This is a genomic window from Caldimicrobium thiodismutans (genome assembly GCF_001548275.1).
Lineage (GTDB): Bacteria > Desulfobacterota > Thermodesulfobacteria > Thermodesulfobacteriales > Thermodesulfobacteriaceae > Caldimicrobium > Caldimicrobium thiodismutans.
The window spans coordinates 953136-970309 of sequence record NZ_AP014945.1; the positions used below are offsets into that span (position 1 = coordinate 953136).

Consider the following 17174-nt stretch of genomic DNA (forward strand, 5'->3'; position numbering starts at 1 on the left):
GAATACTCAGGGTTTATGAAGCCCCTTTTAAAGGTAGTTGCAGGTTTAATTTGTAAAGAGGGAAAGGTCTTTCTTGTTAAAAGGCCTAAGGAGAAAAGGGATGGAGGGCTTTTTGAGTTTCCAGGGGGAAAAGTTGAAAAGGGGGAGGAATTGAAGGAGGCCTTAAAAAGAGAGCTCTTTGAAGAGCTTGGAATAAAGGTAAAGGAAGTAGAATTTATAGCGAGCGAAAGGGAAGAAAAAGGGGAATTTACTATAGAAATAAATCTCTTTTTGGTAAAGGAATATGAGGGAGAACTCTTACTGAAAGAGGCTGAAGAGGGAGGTTTTTATACCATAGAAGAGGCTTTAAACTTAGCGCTTTGCCCCCCGGATAGAAGGTTAATAGAAAACCTCAAGACTTTAAGAGGAAATTAAAGCTTTTCTTATAGTTCTTGCCAGATTTTTGATGCGGTGAATCTCTTCCCAGTCTGGATTTTTTAGAGCAGGAAAGACACTTTTGTTGGTAAAAAGAGGATCCTCTGAAAGGGGATAGCGGGAGGTCTTTTTAGCCTCCTCAAAAAGCGAAGTTCCTGGAATAGGTGAAAATTCAGAAAGATAAGGAGAAACTTGAAGCTTTTCAAGATGTTTTAAAGCCCTTTCAACAGCCTTAAAATCTTCCTCTGGAAGTCCATAAAGAAGATAGGCCCCAAGTTCCTTTGCAGTAAAACCTGCCTCTTTAAGATTCCTTACTGCCTCTTCAAACTCCTCTAAGGTAACCTTCTCATCAATACGATTCTCAATCCTCTCAAGCCCAAGCCTTATAGTTACAAAACCTCCCTCTTTTAAAAGCTTTGCGGCCTCTTTGGTGATAAACCTTGCATGAAGGGCATTGGGAGTATGAAAACGAACTTTAATGTTTCTTTTTAAAAGTTCTTCAAGAATAACCCCAAGATGTTTCTCAAAATTCACAAGCAGGGCATCATCATAAAAGGCAAAGTCTATAATATTAAAATTTTTGTTCCAGTAGAGAATTTCTTCTACCACTAAATGAGGATCCCTTTGGATAAATTTTGAAAAAATTTTTTTGGAGGCACAATAAGGGCAATTAAATGGGCATCCAAGCGAGGTTAATAAAACCACATAGGGAATTTTTTTATAAAGATCAAAGGAAGGATAGTCATGGGGATGAGTTTCTCCGGTGAGTGGAAACTCCTTTTTTAGCCTTTCAATAAAATTTTCAATGGGGTAAGATGCTATTTCTATTCTTGAGTCTGGATAAAGAGAGAGAAAATTCTCAAGATGGGCTCTGCAGAGTTTGGCATAAATCCCACCAACGAAGATGGGAATATCTGGATAATTCTTAGCAAAAAAATCTATCAGCACGAAAAGTCCAGGATACCAATAGGTCATAGTGGTTGAAAGCATAACTGCCTTGAATTTAAGGTTTGAGATTTCCTTTAAAAAGAGCTCAAAGGGAAGGCCATAGCGAAAATATCTTCTTGGAACATCAAGGAAAAAATAGGGTTTAAGGCTTACCTCCTTGTAAAAATGCCCTGTTCCATAGGCCTTTCTTTTGGGAGTTTTAGGGAGCTCTGGGTGAAAGGGATCAAGAAGATCAAGAAAATAAATTTTATAGCCTTCCTTTCTCAAAAGCCCTGCCAGTTTCAAAAGCCCATAGGGCTTTAGCCAGAAATCATGGGCAGAAAAGTCATAGATCCAGGGATTTATGAGAAGAAAATCAACCTTATGCATAATTTCAAATTTAATGTCCAAGCCTGAAATTTGCTATCTCAATTTTTATAGGGGTTCTGAAAAATTTTTCCTTTTAGGGATTTTATTTTTTTAGGAATAGTTGAAAAAATGGGAAGATTTATTAAAAGAGCGTTATTTTTATTTAAAAGCGCCCCCAACGGGATTCGAACCCGTGTCTCTGGCGTGAGAGGCCAGTATCCTTGGCCACTAGACGATGGGGGCAAAATTTACAAATCTATTTAATAATAATCTCTATCCTTGAATTGTCAAGCAAATGTTTGCGTCCATATCTTTTGAGACTCTATAGGATTTTTTCTTAGGGCGTAACACAAATTAAATCTCTCCACATACCCGTTCCCCTTTGGAAAGAAAGGATAAATAATCTGCAAAATCAAAATAGTAGGGGTTTAAAATTTTAAACCCCTTGAATTTTTTTGTGGGTCTCTTGTAGCACAGACATTCTTGTCTGTGTTTCTTTTACAGATTGGAGTGTAATTTACTTTTACAGGCAAGATTGCCTGTGTTACATTCACAGATTTGTAAAGCTTCCCTTGTATAGATATCTAATTCCCCTTTTATCCCCCTTCCATTTTCTTGTAATGATCTGAACTTATGCAAATTTGACTTTCCCCCCTTTGTAGGTATCCTTAGGTCAAGAAGTAAAAAAAATTAAAGGGGATGTTAAGCATGGCCAAAGTTTTAATCCTTGGACTTGGAAATATTCTTTTAAGAGATGAGGGGCTCGGGGTAAAGCTCCTTCAGGAACTTGAAAAGGAATTTCTCTTCCCTGAAGAAGTTATCCTCCACGATGGGGGAACAGGGGCTTTTTTTCTACTTCCTTATCTTTTTTCCGCAGAAAAGGTGATCATCATTGATGCGGTAAAATCAGGAAATTCCCCAGGAACTATCCTTTTTGAACCTCTTTCAGCTCTACCCAGGGATACCTTAGAAAAAATTTCCCTTCACGAAATAGGTCTTCCTGATCTCTTAAGAATTCTTGAATTTGCAGGAAAAAATTTTGAAGAAATTTTTCTTGCAGGAATTGAACCCAAAAATCTTGAGGTTGGGCTTGAGTTATCCGAGGAAGTAAAACGGGCAATACCTGAACTAAAGGAAAAAATCCTTTCTCTCTTAAAGGAATGGGGTATTTCCTTTCAGAGAGTAAGTAAAGCTCCATAAAAGGCCTGACCAAGAGAGATGCCTCCATCATTGGGCGGATAAGCCTCATTTCTCAGAACCTTAAACCCACCCTCACTTAAAAGTCTTATGGTCTCAGAAAGAAGGGGCCCATTCATAAAAACTCCCCCTGAGAGAGCAACCTTTTCTAATTCCACCAATTGGGCTACCCTTAAAATAGCCTTAGCCACTCCCTTTATAAAAGCTGTTGCAACCACTTCTGGCGAATCTCTTAACTCAAGGGTTCTTCTAATTACCTCTTCCCAGTCAAGGTAAAAGGGCTTTTTAATTGAAATTTCAAAGACCTCATTTAAATGGGGCTTATAAAGGCTTTCAAGTCTCATAGGTGCTTCCCCACTATAGGTGTTATAATAGCAGATTCCCAGAAGAGCTGAAATCCCATCAAAAAGCCTTCCCATGGAACTACATAAGGGTGAATTAATACCCCTTTTCCAGGCAGTATAAAGAAGGAAAAGCTCTCTTTCTTCAAAGTTCTTAAAAAGGGGAAGAGGAAGCTTTAAGGCTTCATCTCCAAAGATTTCAAAAAGAAGGGAGAGGGCTATTCTTCTTGTGTCTTTAACAGCAACTTCACCCCCAATTAAGCGAAAGGGTCTTAAAGAAAAAATTCTTTCAAAATCAGTCCCCTTTATTTTAAAGAATTCTCCTCCCCAGATAGTTTTATCTAAACCATAGCCTGTCCCATCAAAGGAGATCCCCAAAACTTCTTCATGGGGCATCTTGCCTTTTTCTGCAAAGACAGAATAAAGATGAGCCACATGGTGCTGAAGCTGGAGAAAAGTTATACCCTCCTTTTTAGCATATTGGTAAGCCCATCTTGTTGTCTCATACCTTGGATGAAGATCTGAAACTATTATTTCAGGCCTTACCCTGTAAAGATTGAGAAAATCATAGATACTTCTTTCAAAGTGGGAAAGACTCTTTAAATTTTTTATATCTCCAAGGTGCTGACTTGAAATAATTTTATTTTTAAAGGCAAGAGAAAAGGTATTCCTTTCCTGAGCCCCAACTGCCAAAATAACCCTTTTGATTCTGAAATCAAGCAAAAGTGGAAGAGGCACATACCCCCTTGCCCTTCTTATAAAAATATATAAATCACCTGCTCTTTTTCTAACGGAATCATCAAGACCCCGCCTAATGGGGCGATCATGAAGCAAAAAATAATCGGCAATGTTTGAAAGTTTTGATAGGGCCTCCTCATTCTCAAAAACAATGGGCTCGTCAGAAATGTTTCCAGAGGTGGCAATAACAGGAAAAGAAAGCTCTTTAATAAGTAGTTGATGAAGGGGTGTATAAGGAAGAAAAACCCCTAAGGTGTTTAAACCTTCATTGAGATTTTTAGGAAGAAGCCCTTTATCAGGAAGTAAAAGAATGGGAGCTTGAGGGGAAAGAAGAAGTTCTTTATCACTTTCTGAGAGTTCTACAAAATTTTCAAGTTGAGGGATATTACCAAACATTACTGCAAAGGGTTTTTTACTTCTTCTTTTATGAGTTCTTAAGGTTTCAATTATCTGGGGATCATCCGCTCGTGCCATGAGATGAAAACCTGTAAGTCCTTTAATAGCAAGAATTTTTCCCTCTTTTAAATATTTACAGGCAAGTTTTAAGGCTTCCTCACCAGAGGCAATTTTTTGACCCGCTCCACTGTATAATTCAATACCTGGTCCACAAACCGGGCAGGCAATGGGCTCTGCATGAAATCTTCTATCCAAGGGATCCTCATATTCCCTTTTACAATCCCCACAGAGAGGAAAGCCCTTCATAGTGGTGTTTTCCCTTTCATAGGGAAGGTTCTCAATAATACTAAATCTTGGACCACAATTCACACAGCTTATAAAGGGATATCTATAACGCCTATCCTTTTTATCAAAAAGTTCAAAAAGACACTCATTACATATTCCCAGATCAGGAAGAATATCAAGCTCAATTTCGCCTCCCTTTTTAGCTTTAATCACTTCAAAATCTTTGAATCCCTCAATAGGCACTTCCTTAATTTCCAATCTATAAATTTTCGCATGGGGAGGCGCTTGCGCTTTAAGTCTTTTTATAAATTTTTGAAGATTTTCCTCTGAGCCCTCAATCTGTATCCTTACACCCTCTGAAGAATTTAAAACCCATCCTGTAAGCTTGCACTCCTTAGCAAGCCTGTAAACAAAGGGTCTAAAACCCACTCCCTGAACCACTCCGATGATTTTAATTTGAAAAGCCTTCTTCATCTTCTATTTCAAGGGTTTTAAGAATAAGATCCAGGCCACCTATAATTTTTACCTCAAAGGATCCACAAAAAGGACAAAGGGCCTTATTTTCTTGAGGTTCTCCCTCTCTTCCACAGGAAAAACATCTAACTTTCAAAGGCTCCTCTTCAAAGATAATTTCTGCCCTATCAAGAGGAGTCCCCCTTTTAAAATTTTTGATTACCTCTTTTAAATACTCAAGATCAATTCCTGAGAATTCTCCTATTAAAAGAACTGCCTTTGAAACTCTTGGATTTTTGAAGGGCTTAAGCTGGTCTTCAATGATTTTAAGTAAACTTAAAAAGAGGGAATATTCGTGCATCAGCAAATACGAGGCAAAAATTCGCCCTCCATAAGTTCAAGGATTCTTCTTGTTCCATAAGGGGTTTCAAGATAAACCCGTGGGTATTCCCTTTTTTCAAGGACCTTTCCAATAATTTTTGATTTCCTCCCAAGGGGATGACTCCTTAGAATTTCAAGAGCTACATTTGCCTCTTTTTCAGGAAGAGAAATGAGAGCCCGACCCTCTGAAGGAAAATGATAGGGTTCAAATCCAAGGATCTCACAAAAGGCTCTAACCTGTGGCTTAACTGGTATTTCCTCTTCATAGATTAAGATATCCACCTTGGAAGCCCTTGCCCATTCATAAAGAACCCCTGCAAGCCCACCTCGTGTTGGATCCCTTAAAGCATGAAGCTCAAGAGAACTTGTGAAAAGAGGCTCAAGCATGGGAAAAAGGGAGGCACAATCACTCTCAAGATCCACTTCAAATTTAAAGCCCTCCCTTTCAGCAAGAATGCAAACCCCATGATCCCCAATAGAACCAGTGAGAATAATAACATCTCCAGGCTTTAGATTTCTTGCAGAAAGCCCTGGATAAATTATCTCGCCAAGTCCTGAAGTATTAATATAGATCCCATCTAAAGCACCCCTGGGAACCACTTTAGTATCCCCAGTAACAACAAGAACTTTATTTTCTGAAAGGGTTTCTTGCATGCTTTTAAGAATTCTTTCAAGATCTCGCAAAGGAAAACCCTCTTCAATAATTAAACTTAAAGATAAAAACCTTGGCCTTGCTCCCATAACCGCAAGGTCATTTAGGGTTCCTATAATGGAAAGTTTCCCAATATCTCCCCCTTTGAAAAAAAGGGGTTTTACCGTAAAAGAATCTGTGGTAAAGGCAAGTTTAGAAGTAGAAACCTCAAGAAGAGTTGAATCTTCAAGGGAATTTAAAAGGTGATTCCCGAGATATTTTAAAATTATCTTTTCAAGGAACTTCTGGGTCTCCTCTCCACCTCCTGAAATACTAAGAAGAACCTCTTCAGCCATGAATTATAAAGTTTTTATTAGGTCTTCAACTTTTTGCTTAATAAGATCCCGAATTTTTCTTACCTCGGATAAAACCTCCTTACCTTCAAGTTTTGCGGGATCAGGAAAGGGCATATGAATTTTTTTCACCCCTGGTATGAAGGGACAAGTTTCTTCCGCCTGATCACAGAGGGTAATAATTAAATCAAGTTCCTTTAAGGGAATCTCTTCAAGCCCCTTTGGGCGATTTTCTGAAAGGTCAAAGCCCTCCTCTTTCATAACCTCAAGTACAAAAGGGTTTATCTCCTTTTCTGGATCTGCTCCTGCGGAAAAGACTTCAACCTCTTTCTTGTAAAGCCTTGCAAAGTGCTTAGCATAGACTTCAGCCATCTGACTTCTTGCAGAATTTCCCTTGCAGATAAAGGCAATCTTCATATCCCCAATTATAACAAACCTTTATCTTATCCGCAATCTTCGGTATAAAGCTATATCTTTTAAAACCTAACTGAGATTTTTTCTGCCATCTATTTTCTAAAATTTTTCCACCCTGCCTTTTTCTTCTAAGGATCTAAAAACTTAGGCACTAAAACACAGGATAAGCTTAAAATTTCTTTCTCTCCTCAAGAATCTTTTTTACTTCTTCTCTTACCTTTTTGGGAAAGTGGGGATACCTGTCATTAAAGGATTTTAGCTGCACCTTTGGGGAATCCTCTGGTTTGAGACCAAGCCTCTTCTTTAAAACATCAACAGGAATATCAAACATGACTGAGACATCTTCAAGGGTCATCCATCCTGCAATATCCTCAGGACTTGGTGCCTTCTTTCGAGCCTCTACAGTTTGTATTTGAAGCTCCTTCACTTTATGCCTTACATCCTCCTCTTTAATACCATATTTATCAAGCTTTCTAATCTGCATGTCAAGCGCCTCTTCAGGAATTGAAAACTTAACAGTAAGCTGTTTTTCAGGGATATGAAATATCCTTGCCACATCCCTTAAAGTCATCCATCCCCTGATCTCATCAGGAGATGCAATTTTAAAGGCAACCTCTGCTGGTGCCTTGCTTTTCCAGAAACCTGATGCCATTGATATACCTATGGTTCCAAGGAATAAAATCAGGATTACAACAGGCAGGACATAGCGGGTAGATGGTAAAAACTTGGGTGTTTGAAGGATTAAGGATTCATATTTACAAACTTCTACACATTCAAGACATTTTATGCAGTGTGTCTCTGGCACTCTTTCAACTTTTTCTATCTGTATGGCCATCTGACATACTCTCTTGCATGCTCCGCATTCAACGCATGTGTCTGCTTTTCTAATAATTTTAAACCGGCTCATCCAGTTGAAGAAGGAAAGGAATGCACCCAGCGGGCAAAAATACCTGCACCAGGCCCTGCGAAGAAAAAGTGATATCGGAATGAGCAACAGTAAAATCACTAACCCAACTGTAAGCTCTTCAAATTTGAAGTGAAACAAAGCAAAAAATGGATCATAATCCTCAAAAACAAGCTTACCGGTTTTATAGGTAAAGAGTAATATCACAGCAAGAACAAGGTATTTCATATACCTAAGGGCTCTATCAAGACCCTTAGGTAATTCATAGGTCTTTTTGAAAACTTTTTTACCCAGGCGATTAAGCCATTCCTGAAATGCGCCAAAAGGACATATCCAGCCACAAAAGCCAGCACCTGTAACCCCAGCAAGCAAGACCACAGCTCCAAGCAGGATAAAGTTTGAGTAATAGAGTTTTCTCAAAAACTCGCCAGATGTAAAATATAAGTATGCTGTTTCAAGCCCTCCAAAGGGGCAGTAGGCATGAATACTGGGAGAGCCTGCTGGGCCTCCTCCCACTACTTGATGGCGGATACCGTAGAAAACAAGAAGTATAAAAAATATAAAAAGGATTGTATACCGCAATCTCCTGAGCGTGCCTTTTTTCTTTCTCATCCCCGGTCCTCCCCCTATTTCATTTGCATGGATAAAGGCATCTTGAACCCTTAATTAAAGGACCTTATTGGCCCGCTAAATCTAATCTCTTTCTTCACTTTTTAATCTCCCTGGATTTTTTTACATTTATCAAATTATATGCCTGAACTAATACCCTGGTAGATCAAGTCTTTTCTGAGCTTTAAAAGAAGACTAAGCCTAAATTTTGCAATTTTTACAAAATAAAAAACAAGTCCTTTGCAAATTTTGCAAAGAGATAAAGGTGAATTGGAAGATTTATACTCCTTGCTGGGAAAAGAAGGAAAAGGGGAAAGTCAAAGAGGTTTTGATTTTTAAGGCCTTATATACATGAAGCCTTCCTTTTGCCAGTCCACAAGGGCACGGATACCGGAGGCAATAACCTCTGCAGGAGGAGGAACTAAGTCCGTTGAGAGCCCAAAGGTTTTAAAGGGATTTTGACAGAAATAAAACTTGACCCCCTTTTCTGTGAGAGCCTTAAAGGCCTCCTCATAGGGCTGAAAATTCTCAACCACTTTGATACCTTCAAAATTAATCAGAACCCTTATATCATAGGGCTCCTCTTTTATAGTGGCTAAAAGATTATTAACTTGCCTTAAACAGGCTGTAAACCTTGAAGAATCTGGCACATGAAAAAGAACCTTTAACATCTTTCCCACCTCCCTAAAAATTTTTAAAAAATTATAAAAGATTATATTGAATTTTGCAGAATTTGTTAATTTTTTCTCAATCTTTATAGAGCTGAATAGTTTTTACCTCTTTTAAAAAATGATCTACCCTTGCCTTTAAAAGAGTTTCAATTGGGTTTTCAGGGTTCCCCTTTAGCCATTGCAAGACTCTTTTGTTTCCGATGAGGATTTCAATAGGACTTAATCTCTCCTCAAATTCATAGGGGATATCTAAAAATTCAAAGTCTGGGTGTGTATCTTTTATAAGCTTTAAAAGTCTTAAGGCAAATTCAACGGGTCTAAATTTAAGATAATCTGTTAAATGGATCTGAAAGCCATAACATCGCATACCTTTCCATTTGTCAAAGGTTGGCTCAAAGGCTATAGGTCTTAACTTAACTCCCCAATTAGTTTCTGGAAAAACCTCTTCCAAAAAGTCCCTTAACATCTTAATCTTCAAATAGGGAGCTCCAAAGATTAAAAAAGGAAGGGTTGTGCCTCTTCCTTCAGAAAGATTAGTTCCTTCAAAAAAGACAAGTCCTGGATAAACAAGGGCACTTTCAAAGGTTGGAAGATTAGGGGAAGGAAATATCCAGGGTCTTTCCAGGGCAGGAAAAAGGCTATTCCTGGGGTATCCCTCCATGGAGATGACTTTTAGATCAAGTGTGGAGAAATGTCGCCTTTGAAAAAGTAGAGCAAGTTCTCCAAGAGTTAGGCCATGGCGTTGGGGAAGACAATCTAATCCCACAAAGCTATAATATTCCTCTTCAAGAACCGGGCCTTCTACTATAGAGGCAAGGGGATTGGGCCTATCAAGGATGACAACCTCCCTTCCAGCATAAAAAGTAGATTCTAAAAGGAGAAAGAGGGTCCAGATATAAGTGTAAACCCTGCAGCCCACATCCTGCAGATCAACAAAAATAACATCAATCTCTTTCAGCCTATCAGGATCTGGCCTAAGCCTCGGACCATAAAGACTAATTACTGGTATACCCCAAAAGGGCTCTCTCTCATCGGGAGAACCAATCATATTAGCCTGCTTCTCGGAAAAAAGGCCGTGTTGAGGGGAAAATATAAAAGTCAAGCGTTCTCCAAAGACCCGATAAAAGAGTTCAAAAGAGAGCCTGAAGGTTCTATCAAGGGCTGCCTGATGGGTTAAAAGGGCTATTTTGGCCTTTTTATAATTTTTATAAAGATCTTTTGCAAAAAAGACCTCTAAACCGAGTTTAAAAGTTTTTTCTTTCAAGGGATTCAAGTCCTGATAATTTAAGGCTCTGGATATAAACCTCTATTCCTTTAGCAATACCCTCTGCGATCTTATCTAAGTATTCTTCCTGAGTGAGTCTTTTTGCGCTTGTTGGATTGGTAATAAAATCTGCTTCAACCAGAATAGCAGGCATACGGGTTCCGACAAGCACAAGAAAAGGGGCATACTTTACCCCACGATCCTCAATATCTGGGTAATGGCGAGAAAGCTCTCTTACCAATTCCTTTTGCACCTTTTCTGCAAGCTTACGGGATTCATTAAGTTTGGTATTAGCAATAACTGCCTTGACCAAATCCTGAAGATCTGCAAGACCTTTATCATTAGCCCTGTTTTCAAGAGCTGCAACTCTCATTGCCTCAGGATCTGTAGTAAAATTCAAATAATAGGTCTCTATCCCTTTGCCTTGAGGATCCGGGGAGGCATTAAGATGGATAGAGACAAAGAGATCTGCTTTTTGGGAATTAGCAAGCGCTGGCCTCTTAGTAAGGGGAATAAAAACATCACTGGTGCGAGTATAGATTACTTCAACCCCTAAGCGCTCAAGAAGTTTTCCCCCCACTAATTTGACCAACTTTAAAGTTATATCCTTCTCTTTAAGTCCATTTGGACCAAGAGCACCGGGATCTTCCCCTCCATGACCGGCATCAAGCATAATTCTCTTTACCCCAAGCCCAAGTTGTCGTGCAAGGTTAATATACTTTGTTCCATTCTCAGCCAAAGGCTCTTGTTTTTCTCTAACTGCGCCTTTTTCTACAGGTTTTTTGGTCTTAGCTAATTTCTGGGGCTTAGGTTCTACTTTTTTCTTCTCCTTTCCTACAAGATCAATAATAAGTTGATAAGGTTCCTGGAGTTTAAAAAATTTATAATCCGTAAGACTCCTCAAATCAAGGACTATTCTAACAGTCTGCCGGTCAAATTGGCCAACTCTTATTCTCTGAAGATGCTTATCCTGAAGATCAATGGCTCTTTCAATCTTCTCACCAAGAACTGCCGGGAAAAGATCCACATAAAGGCGTGGAGGGGTATCTTCTGTCCTCGGAATAAGATTAGCCTGATACTCAAAATTTCCATTAAGATCAACAATAATGCGAGTATAATCCTCCCCGGTTACAGGCTCAATGTGTAAAACCTTTTTTAGATCAGCTATAAGGGAAGGCTGAGAGCTCTTTTCCTTTAAGGTTGGACCCTTAGAGACCTTAGGTAGCTCCTTTTTGGCAGGTTCTAAAAGGGCTACCCCCTCTTTTCCCTTCTTTATAGATTTTACCTGGGGAAATCTATCCCCCCATTCCCTTTGAAGACTTTCCAGGCGAGCCTTGTCTTTTAATTCTTCTTTATAAAGATTGTAAAGCTGAGTATAGGCCTTTTCAGCTAAGGAATGTTGAGAATAATTTTTCAAAAAAAGTTCATAGCGCTTTCCTGCCTCAATAGCATCCTTTTTATTTAAAGAATTTTTGTAAATCTCCAGAAAAAGGTCTCCACTCCGAAAGAGAGCCAAAGGAGCTATTTCACTTCCTGGATAGAGAAGATAGATTCTTCTATATTCTGAGATCAGCTTAAGATAGTCCCTTCTATCAAAGGGCTTCTTTTTAAGAGCCTCTGCTTGGGTCTCCAGTCTTTCAAAGAGCTCTTTCAGGGTATCGGGTTCTTTTTTTAATACCTCCCCAGCCCTTTCCTCCCCTTTTTTTTCTTCAGAGACTTTGATTATCAATCTCTGTCCGGGCTTTAAAGTTGTCCCCTTAAGCTTATTGACTGCGATTATTTCCTCCTCTGTTACTCCAAAAAGCTTAGCTATTTGAGAAAGAGTTTCCCCCTCTTTAACTCTATAGATAATCTCTTTTGGCCTTGATGAAGTTGCCTTTTTAGAGGATTCTTCCTTACCTGAATCCACAGCCCTTTCCTTTTTAATTATAAGCCTTTTTCCTAATATACCCTTATCACTTTTAAGCTTGTTCCAGTCTTTCAGTTCTTCAGGGGTTACTCCATATTTTTGGGCTATACTCTGCAAGGTCTCTCCCCTTTTAACCCTGTGATAAATTACCCTATAGGAGGTATTCTCTCCTTTCTTGGCTTGGGACTGCCCTTCTAACCCTGGCTCTTGCGTTTCCCTTTTGGCTTTACCCCTGGAAGAGGCCTCTTCTTTTTTGATAGCAAGTTTCTGCCCCACAAAGACCTTAGACTTTTTAAGATTGTTCCATTCCTTGAGATTTTCTATAGTAACTCCATATTTTTTAGCTATGCTTTGTAAGGTCTCGCCTTTTTTTACCTGATGATATATAACTTTTTCTGCTAAGGAAGAGCTTATCCAGAGAAAAATTACAAATAAGGCAACAACGCAGTGTTTAAAAAGAGAGGAGCTCAAAAACCATCTAATTCTTTTTTTAATTGATAAAGAAATTCTAAGGCCTCCTTTGGGCTGAGCTTGTCGGGATCAATGCTTTTAATTTTATCAAAAAGTCCTGATTTTGCATCCCCTGAAAAGAGGGAAAGTTGTTTTTGTTTAAACCTTGGTCTTTTCCCTTCAGCCTCTTTCAGGATCTCTTTAGCCCTCTGCAAGACCATTTCCGGAAGACCGGCCAATCTTGCAACCTCAATTCCATAGGATTGATCAGCTGACCCCGGTAAAATGCGGTATAAAAAAATTACCTGATCCTGCCATTCCCTCACCTCAGCATGAAAGTTTTTGATCCCTGGATAGACCTTGGCAAGCTCGGTTAATTCAAAATAATGGGTAGCAAGGAGAGTAAAAACCCTTTTCTTATAAAGATACTCTGTTATGGCCCAGGCAAGGGACATTCCATCAAAGGTGCTTGTTCCTCGCCCCACTTCATCTAACAAGACTAATGATCTATCTGTAGCATTATTAAGAATTTGAGCACACTCGCTCATCTCAACCATAAAGGTGCTTTTCCCCCGAATGAGCTCATCCCCTGCCCCAATTCTTGTAAAGATCTTATCAAAAAGGCCAACTCTTGCCCTTTTAGCTGGAACAAAACTACCCATCTGTGCAAGAAGCACAATCTGGGCAGTTTGCCTTAAAAAGGTAGATTTTCCACCCATATTCGGCCCTGTGATTATTAGAACCTCCGTATCTCCCTCTTTTAATTCAAGGGAGTTAGGAATAAAATTTTCCTCTCCCTGTAATCTCTCTAAAACCGGGTGTCTCCCTTCCTCAATATCTAAAACCCTCTCCTCGGTAATCTCAGGACAGATGTATTTATACTTTTCAGCAACTTCTGCCAGGGCTATTAACACATCAAGGAGGGCTAAGGCCTTGGCTGAGGTCTTAATCTCTTCAGCCTTCTTGGCCATTTTTTCTCTAAGCTCAAGAAAAAATTCATACTCTAAGTTTTTCAACCTCTCTTCAGCTGAAAGGATTTTTTCCTCTAAGGCCTTTAGTTCCGGGACCATAAATCTTTCGGCATTGACAAGAGTCTGTTTTCTCTCAAAATAAGAGGGCACACTTCGTAGATAACCCTTGGAGACCTCTACATAATAACCAAAAACCCTGTTATATCCGATCTTAAGGGTTGGAATCCCTGTTTTAGCCTTAAGTTCTGCCTCAAGCTGAGAGAGAAAAAGAAGACTGTTTTCTCGCAGATTTTTAAGCTCATCAATCTCTGCTCTATACCCTTTCTTAAAAATTCCTCCCTCTTTCAAGGCTAAGGGGGGATTTTCCACCAGACTCCCTTCAAGTTCACCAAGGATATCCTCTATATCTGAAAGGTCTTCGTAAATCTCCCTTAAAATTTCTGGACAATCAATAAAATTTAGGGCATGCTTTAGCCCATTTTTAAGCTCAGGGAGCACCTTCAGGCCATCTCTTAAGAAAGCAAGTTCCCGTGGATTTATAACCCTGAGGCTTAGCCTGCTTCCCAGCCTTTCAAGATCAGCTAAAGATTTAAGGCCCTGGACAAGATTTTCCCTTAGCCCCCTATTTTCAAGGAAAAACTCAATTCCCCTCTGTCTTTTTTTAATGATAGTAATTTCTCTTAAAGGATAAAGTATCCACTCCTTTAAGAGACGAGCTCCCATAGGGGTTTTAGTTCTATCAAGGACCCAGTAGAGGCTATATTTTTCAGTGCCATCCCAGAGGTTTTTTAAAAGCTCAAGATTTCTCTTGGTATTTTCATCTAAATAGAGGAATTCTTCTGGAAAATAAAAAAGTGGGGGGCCAAGCCTTTCTGCTAAGGAGGGTTGATAAAGCTTAAGATAATAGAGAATCCCTGAGAGAGCTGCTTTAACCTCTTCAGATTCAGAGATCCCCTCATAGGCCTTCTGATAAATTCTAAAGGCCTCTTTTTCAAGAAAAGTAAGATGAACCTGAGGCAAACTTTGGTTAACCCTTTTAACAAGATCGGTCTCTTTTAAGGCTGTATCAAGAAGTATCTCCCTGGGCTCTCTTTTGAGAATCTCCGTTAAGAGCTTTTCAATAGGAAGCTCAGTATAGAGAAACTCTTCACAGGAGAGTTCAAGAAAGGCAAGGCCTGCCTTTTTCGTCCCAAGGCCTAAGGAAGCAAGATAGGTCTTTTCTTTTTCCTTAAGAAACTGAAAATCAACAAAAAGACCTGGAGTGTAAACCCTAACAACCTCTCTTTTCACTAAACCTTTGGCTAAGGCTGGATCTTCCACCTGTTCACAGATAGCTACTTTAAAGCCAAGCTCTAAGAGTCTTTGAATGTAGGTCTCACTCTTATCTGCCGGAATCCCACACATTGGAGCAGTTAAGTCTTTACCAGCCTCTCTTTTGGTTAAAACAAGTCCAAGAATAGGGGATACTGTTTCAGCATCCTCAAAAAACATCTCATAAAAATCCCCTAAGCGAAAGAAGAGAATGCAATCAGGGTGTTTGCCCTTTATTTCAAAATATTGACGAAACATAGGGGTAATCTCGGTTTTAGGAAGTCCTCTCATGAGGAATACAACTTCTGCTCAAGAATGTAAAAATAGACCTCTTCTGGAACAAGATAGCGAATACTTTTTCCCTGTTGAAGATATTTTCTCAATTTAGTGCTTGAGATCTCTAAGGGAAAGACCTCAAGGAAATGGACCATATTTTCCCTTCCCCAGAGTCTTTGGGCCCTCTCTTTTACAAGAAAAGGAGCCTTTTCCCAGTTCCCCCTGCCACGGGAGACTACAATTATCTCCACATAATCCAGAAAACTCTCATAATGCCACCAAAAGTCTATCTCAAAATAGGCATCCCACCCAAGGATTAAAAAAAAGGTATATTCAGAATAAGCCTCCTTAAGTTTCTTGAGAGTTTTGAGAGTATAGGAAGGAGACTCCTTTCTCTCAAGGTCAAGGGCTTTAAAAAAGGGGTTGTCCTTAATAGCCAAGGAAAGCATTTCAAATCGTTTTTCAAAGGAGGTTAGAGGTCTTTCTTTATGAGGTGGGTATCCTGCTGGAATAAACCAGATCTCAGAGAGCTGAAAGGCCTCGCGTGCCTCTTCTGCAATTCTTAAGTGTGCTAAATGGGGTGGATCAAAGGTCCCTCCTAAGAGTCCTATCTTAACTCCGGATCTGGCCATCACCAAAGGCAATAAATTTGGTTGTAGTAAGTTCTTCAAGGCCCATGGGCCCGTAGGCATGAAGCTTAGTTGTGGAAATACCAATCTCAGCCCCTAAGCCAAGCTCTCCCCCATCATTAAAGCGTGTTGAGGCATTGACAAGAACCAAACTTGCATCAACCTCCTTTAAAAATTGCATAGCCCGGGAGTAATTCTCTGTAATTATAGCCTCCGTGTGATTACTTCCATACTGGGCAATGTGACTTAGGGCCTCCTCTAAGGAATCAACCACTTTCACCGCTAAAATGAGATCTAAGAATTCGTATCCATAGTCAGAAGGGGTGGCTGCTTTAGCATAGGGAATATACTTTAGGGTCTCTGGACAGCCCCGGATTTCTACCCCATACTTTGCATATTCCCTGGCTACCTCTGGGAGAAAGCTTGGAGCAATGGCTTTGTGCACAAGAAGGGTCTCCATGGCATTACATACCCCCGGTCTTTGACACTTGGCATTAACTGCAATGCTCAGGGCCTTTGAGAGATCAGCTGCTTCATCTACATAGACATGACAGACCCCTTTATAATGTTTAATAACAGGCATTCTGGCCTTTTCTGTTACAAATCTAATCAAACCTTCCCCTCCTCTCGGGATAACAAGATCAATATATTCTTCCAGTTCAAGAAGATATTCCATGGCTTTACGCTCAGGGGTTGGGATAACCTGCACAGCCTCCTGGGGTAGCCCCATTTCTTCAAGAACTCCCTTAAAGATCTCAGCTAAAGCCAGATTGGAATTTAAGGCCTCTTTCCCTCCTCTTAAAAGAACTGCATTTCCACTTTTAAAACAAAGCCCTGCTGCATCAATGGTTACATTAGGACGACTTTCATAGATTATAGCTATAACTCCTAAGGGAATGCGCATTCTTCCCACAAGGAGCCCGTTAGGGCGCCTCCACATCTTTACAACCTCTCCCACAGGATCAGGAAGTTGCGCTACCTCTTCTAAACCCTTTGCCATAGCCTCTATAACCTTATCTGAAAGGGTAAGTCTATCAATAAAGGCGGGGCTAAGCCCCTGAGTCAAAGCTAAATTTACATCCCTGGAATTTACCTCCTGAAGATAGCCTTTATTTGCTCTAAGTCTTTGAGCTACCTTTAAAAGAACCTCATTTTTAACAGATGAGCTAAGTTGCATTAAGGTCCGAGAGGCTAATTTAGCTTTTTTTGCCATATCCAGAACCAGTGTCTTTAACTTTTCTTCCATTTTTAAACCTCCAGATTAAAAATTTCTCTTGTCAG

14 protein-coding genes and 1 tRNA gene are annotated in these 17174 nt (G+C 39.7%); 2 read left to right on the forward strand and 13 right to left on the reverse strand.

Annotated elements, in window-relative coordinates; translation table 11 throughout:
* Positions 1 to 15: 15 nt before the first annotated feature.
* Entirely contained in the window at positions 16 to 414 is a 399-nt protein-coding gene (locus tag THC_RS04730; protein ID WP_068514077.1) for a (deoxy)nucleoside triphosphate pyrophosphohydrolase, read from the forward strand.
* On the opposite strand, the gene THC_RS04735 is transcribed toward THC_RS04730, so the two are convergent.
* Together THC_RS04735 and THC_RS04740 are read right to left on the reverse strand one after the other, a co-directional pair.
* Complete coding sequence (locus THC_RS04735; protein ID WP_148638822.1) at positions 400 to 1731, reverse strand: B12-binding domain-containing radical SAM protein; 1332 nt, start codon at positions 1729 to 1731, stop codon at positions 400 to 402. The genes THC_RS04730 and THC_RS04735 overlap by 15 nt on opposite strands.
* Positions 1732 to 1880: 149 nt before the next feature.
* Positions 1881 to 1953, reverse strand: a tRNA-Glu gene (locus tag THC_RS04740).
* Between the two features lie 465 nt (positions 1954 to 2418).
* On the opposite strand from THC_RS04740, the gene THC_RS04745 reads away from it, so the two are divergent.
* Positions 2419 to 2910, forward strand: coding sequence for a hydrogenase maturation protease (locus THC_RS04745; protein WP_068514081.1), 492 nt, complete (start codon positions 2419 to 2421; stop codon positions 2908 to 2910).
* On the opposite strand, the gene hypF is transcribed toward THC_RS04745, so the two are convergent.
* From hypF to THC_RS04800, 11 genes are all read right to left on the reverse strand, one after another.
* Positions 2886 to 5141, reverse strand: coding sequence for a carbamoyltransferase HypF (gene hypF, locus THC_RS04750; RefSeq protein WP_068514083.1), 2256 nt, complete (start codon positions 5139 to 5141; stop codon positions 2886 to 2888). The genes THC_RS04745 and hypF overlap by 25 nt on opposite strands.
* Positions 5119 to 5481: a hydrogenase maturation nickel metallochaperone HypA/HybF gene (locus THC_RS04755; RefSeq protein ID WP_068514086.1), complete on the reverse strand. Its 363-nt coding sequence runs from the start codon at positions 5479 to 5481 to the stop codon at positions 5119 to 5121. Before THC_RS04755 ends, hypF begins: the two co-directional genes overlap by 23 nt.
* The gene (gene hypE, locus THC_RS04760; RefSeq protein ID WP_068514090.1) at positions 5481 to 6488 is read right to left on the reverse strand and encodes a hydrogenase expression/formation protein HypE; all 1008 of its coding nucleotides are present in this window, start codon (positions 6486 to 6488) and stop codon (positions 5481 to 5483) included. Before hypE ends, THC_RS04755 begins: the two co-directional genes overlap by 1 nt.
* A gap of 3 nt (positions 6489 to 6491) precedes the next feature.
* Positions 6492 to 6902 (reverse strand): arsenate reductase ArsC, encoded by a 411-nt coding sequence (locus THC_RS04765; RefSeq protein WP_068514092.1) that lies wholly within the window; start codon positions 6900 to 6902, stop codon positions 6492 to 6494.
* Between the two features lie 166 nt (positions 6903 to 7068).
* Positions 7069 to 8415: a 4Fe-4S binding protein gene (locus THC_RS04770; protein ID WP_068514095.1), complete on the reverse strand. Its 1347-nt coding sequence runs from the start codon at positions 8413 to 8415 to the stop codon at positions 7069 to 7071.
* 332 nt (positions 8416 to 8747) lie between these two features.
* On the reverse strand, positions 8748 to 9083 hold the full coding sequence (locus THC_RS04775; protein WP_068514098.1) for a DsrE family protein: 336 nt from the start codon (positions 9081 to 9083) through the stop codon (positions 8748 to 8750).
* A 76-nt stretch (positions 9084 to 9159) separates the two neighbouring features.
* Complete coding sequence (locus tag THC_RS04780; RefSeq protein ID WP_167344323.1) at positions 9160 to 10347, reverse strand: exo-beta-N-acetylmuramidase NamZ family protein; 1188 nt, start codon at positions 10345 to 10347, stop codon at positions 9160 to 9162.
* Positions 10328 to 12727, reverse strand: a complete 2400-nt coding sequence (locus THC_RS04785; RefSeq protein ID WP_068514103.1) for an N-acetylmuramoyl-L-alanine amidase — start codon at positions 12725 to 12727, stop codon at positions 10328 to 10330. The genes THC_RS04780 and THC_RS04785 overlap by 20 nt, the downstream gene beginning before the upstream one ends.
* Positions 12724 to 15279 carry a DNA mismatch repair protein MutS gene (mutS, locus tag THC_RS04790; RefSeq protein WP_068514106.1) on the reverse strand — a complete coding sequence of 852 codons (2556 nt, stop codon included), beginning with the start codon at positions 15277 to 15279 and terminating at the stop codon, positions 12724 to 12726. Before mutS ends, THC_RS04785 begins: the two co-directional genes overlap by 4 nt.
* Positions 15276 to 15896, reverse strand: coding sequence for a nicotinate-nucleotide adenylyltransferase (gene nadD, locus THC_RS04795; RefSeq protein ID WP_068514110.1), 621 nt, complete (start codon positions 15894 to 15896; stop codon positions 15276 to 15278). Before nadD ends, mutS begins: the two co-directional genes overlap by 4 nt.
* Complete coding sequence (locus tag THC_RS04800; protein WP_068514113.1) at positions 15877 to 17139, reverse strand: glutamate-5-semialdehyde dehydrogenase; 1263 nt, start codon at positions 17137 to 17139, stop codon at positions 15877 to 15879. Before THC_RS04800 ends, nadD begins: the two co-directional genes overlap by 20 nt.
* Positions 17140 to 17174 lie beyond the last annotated feature (35 nt).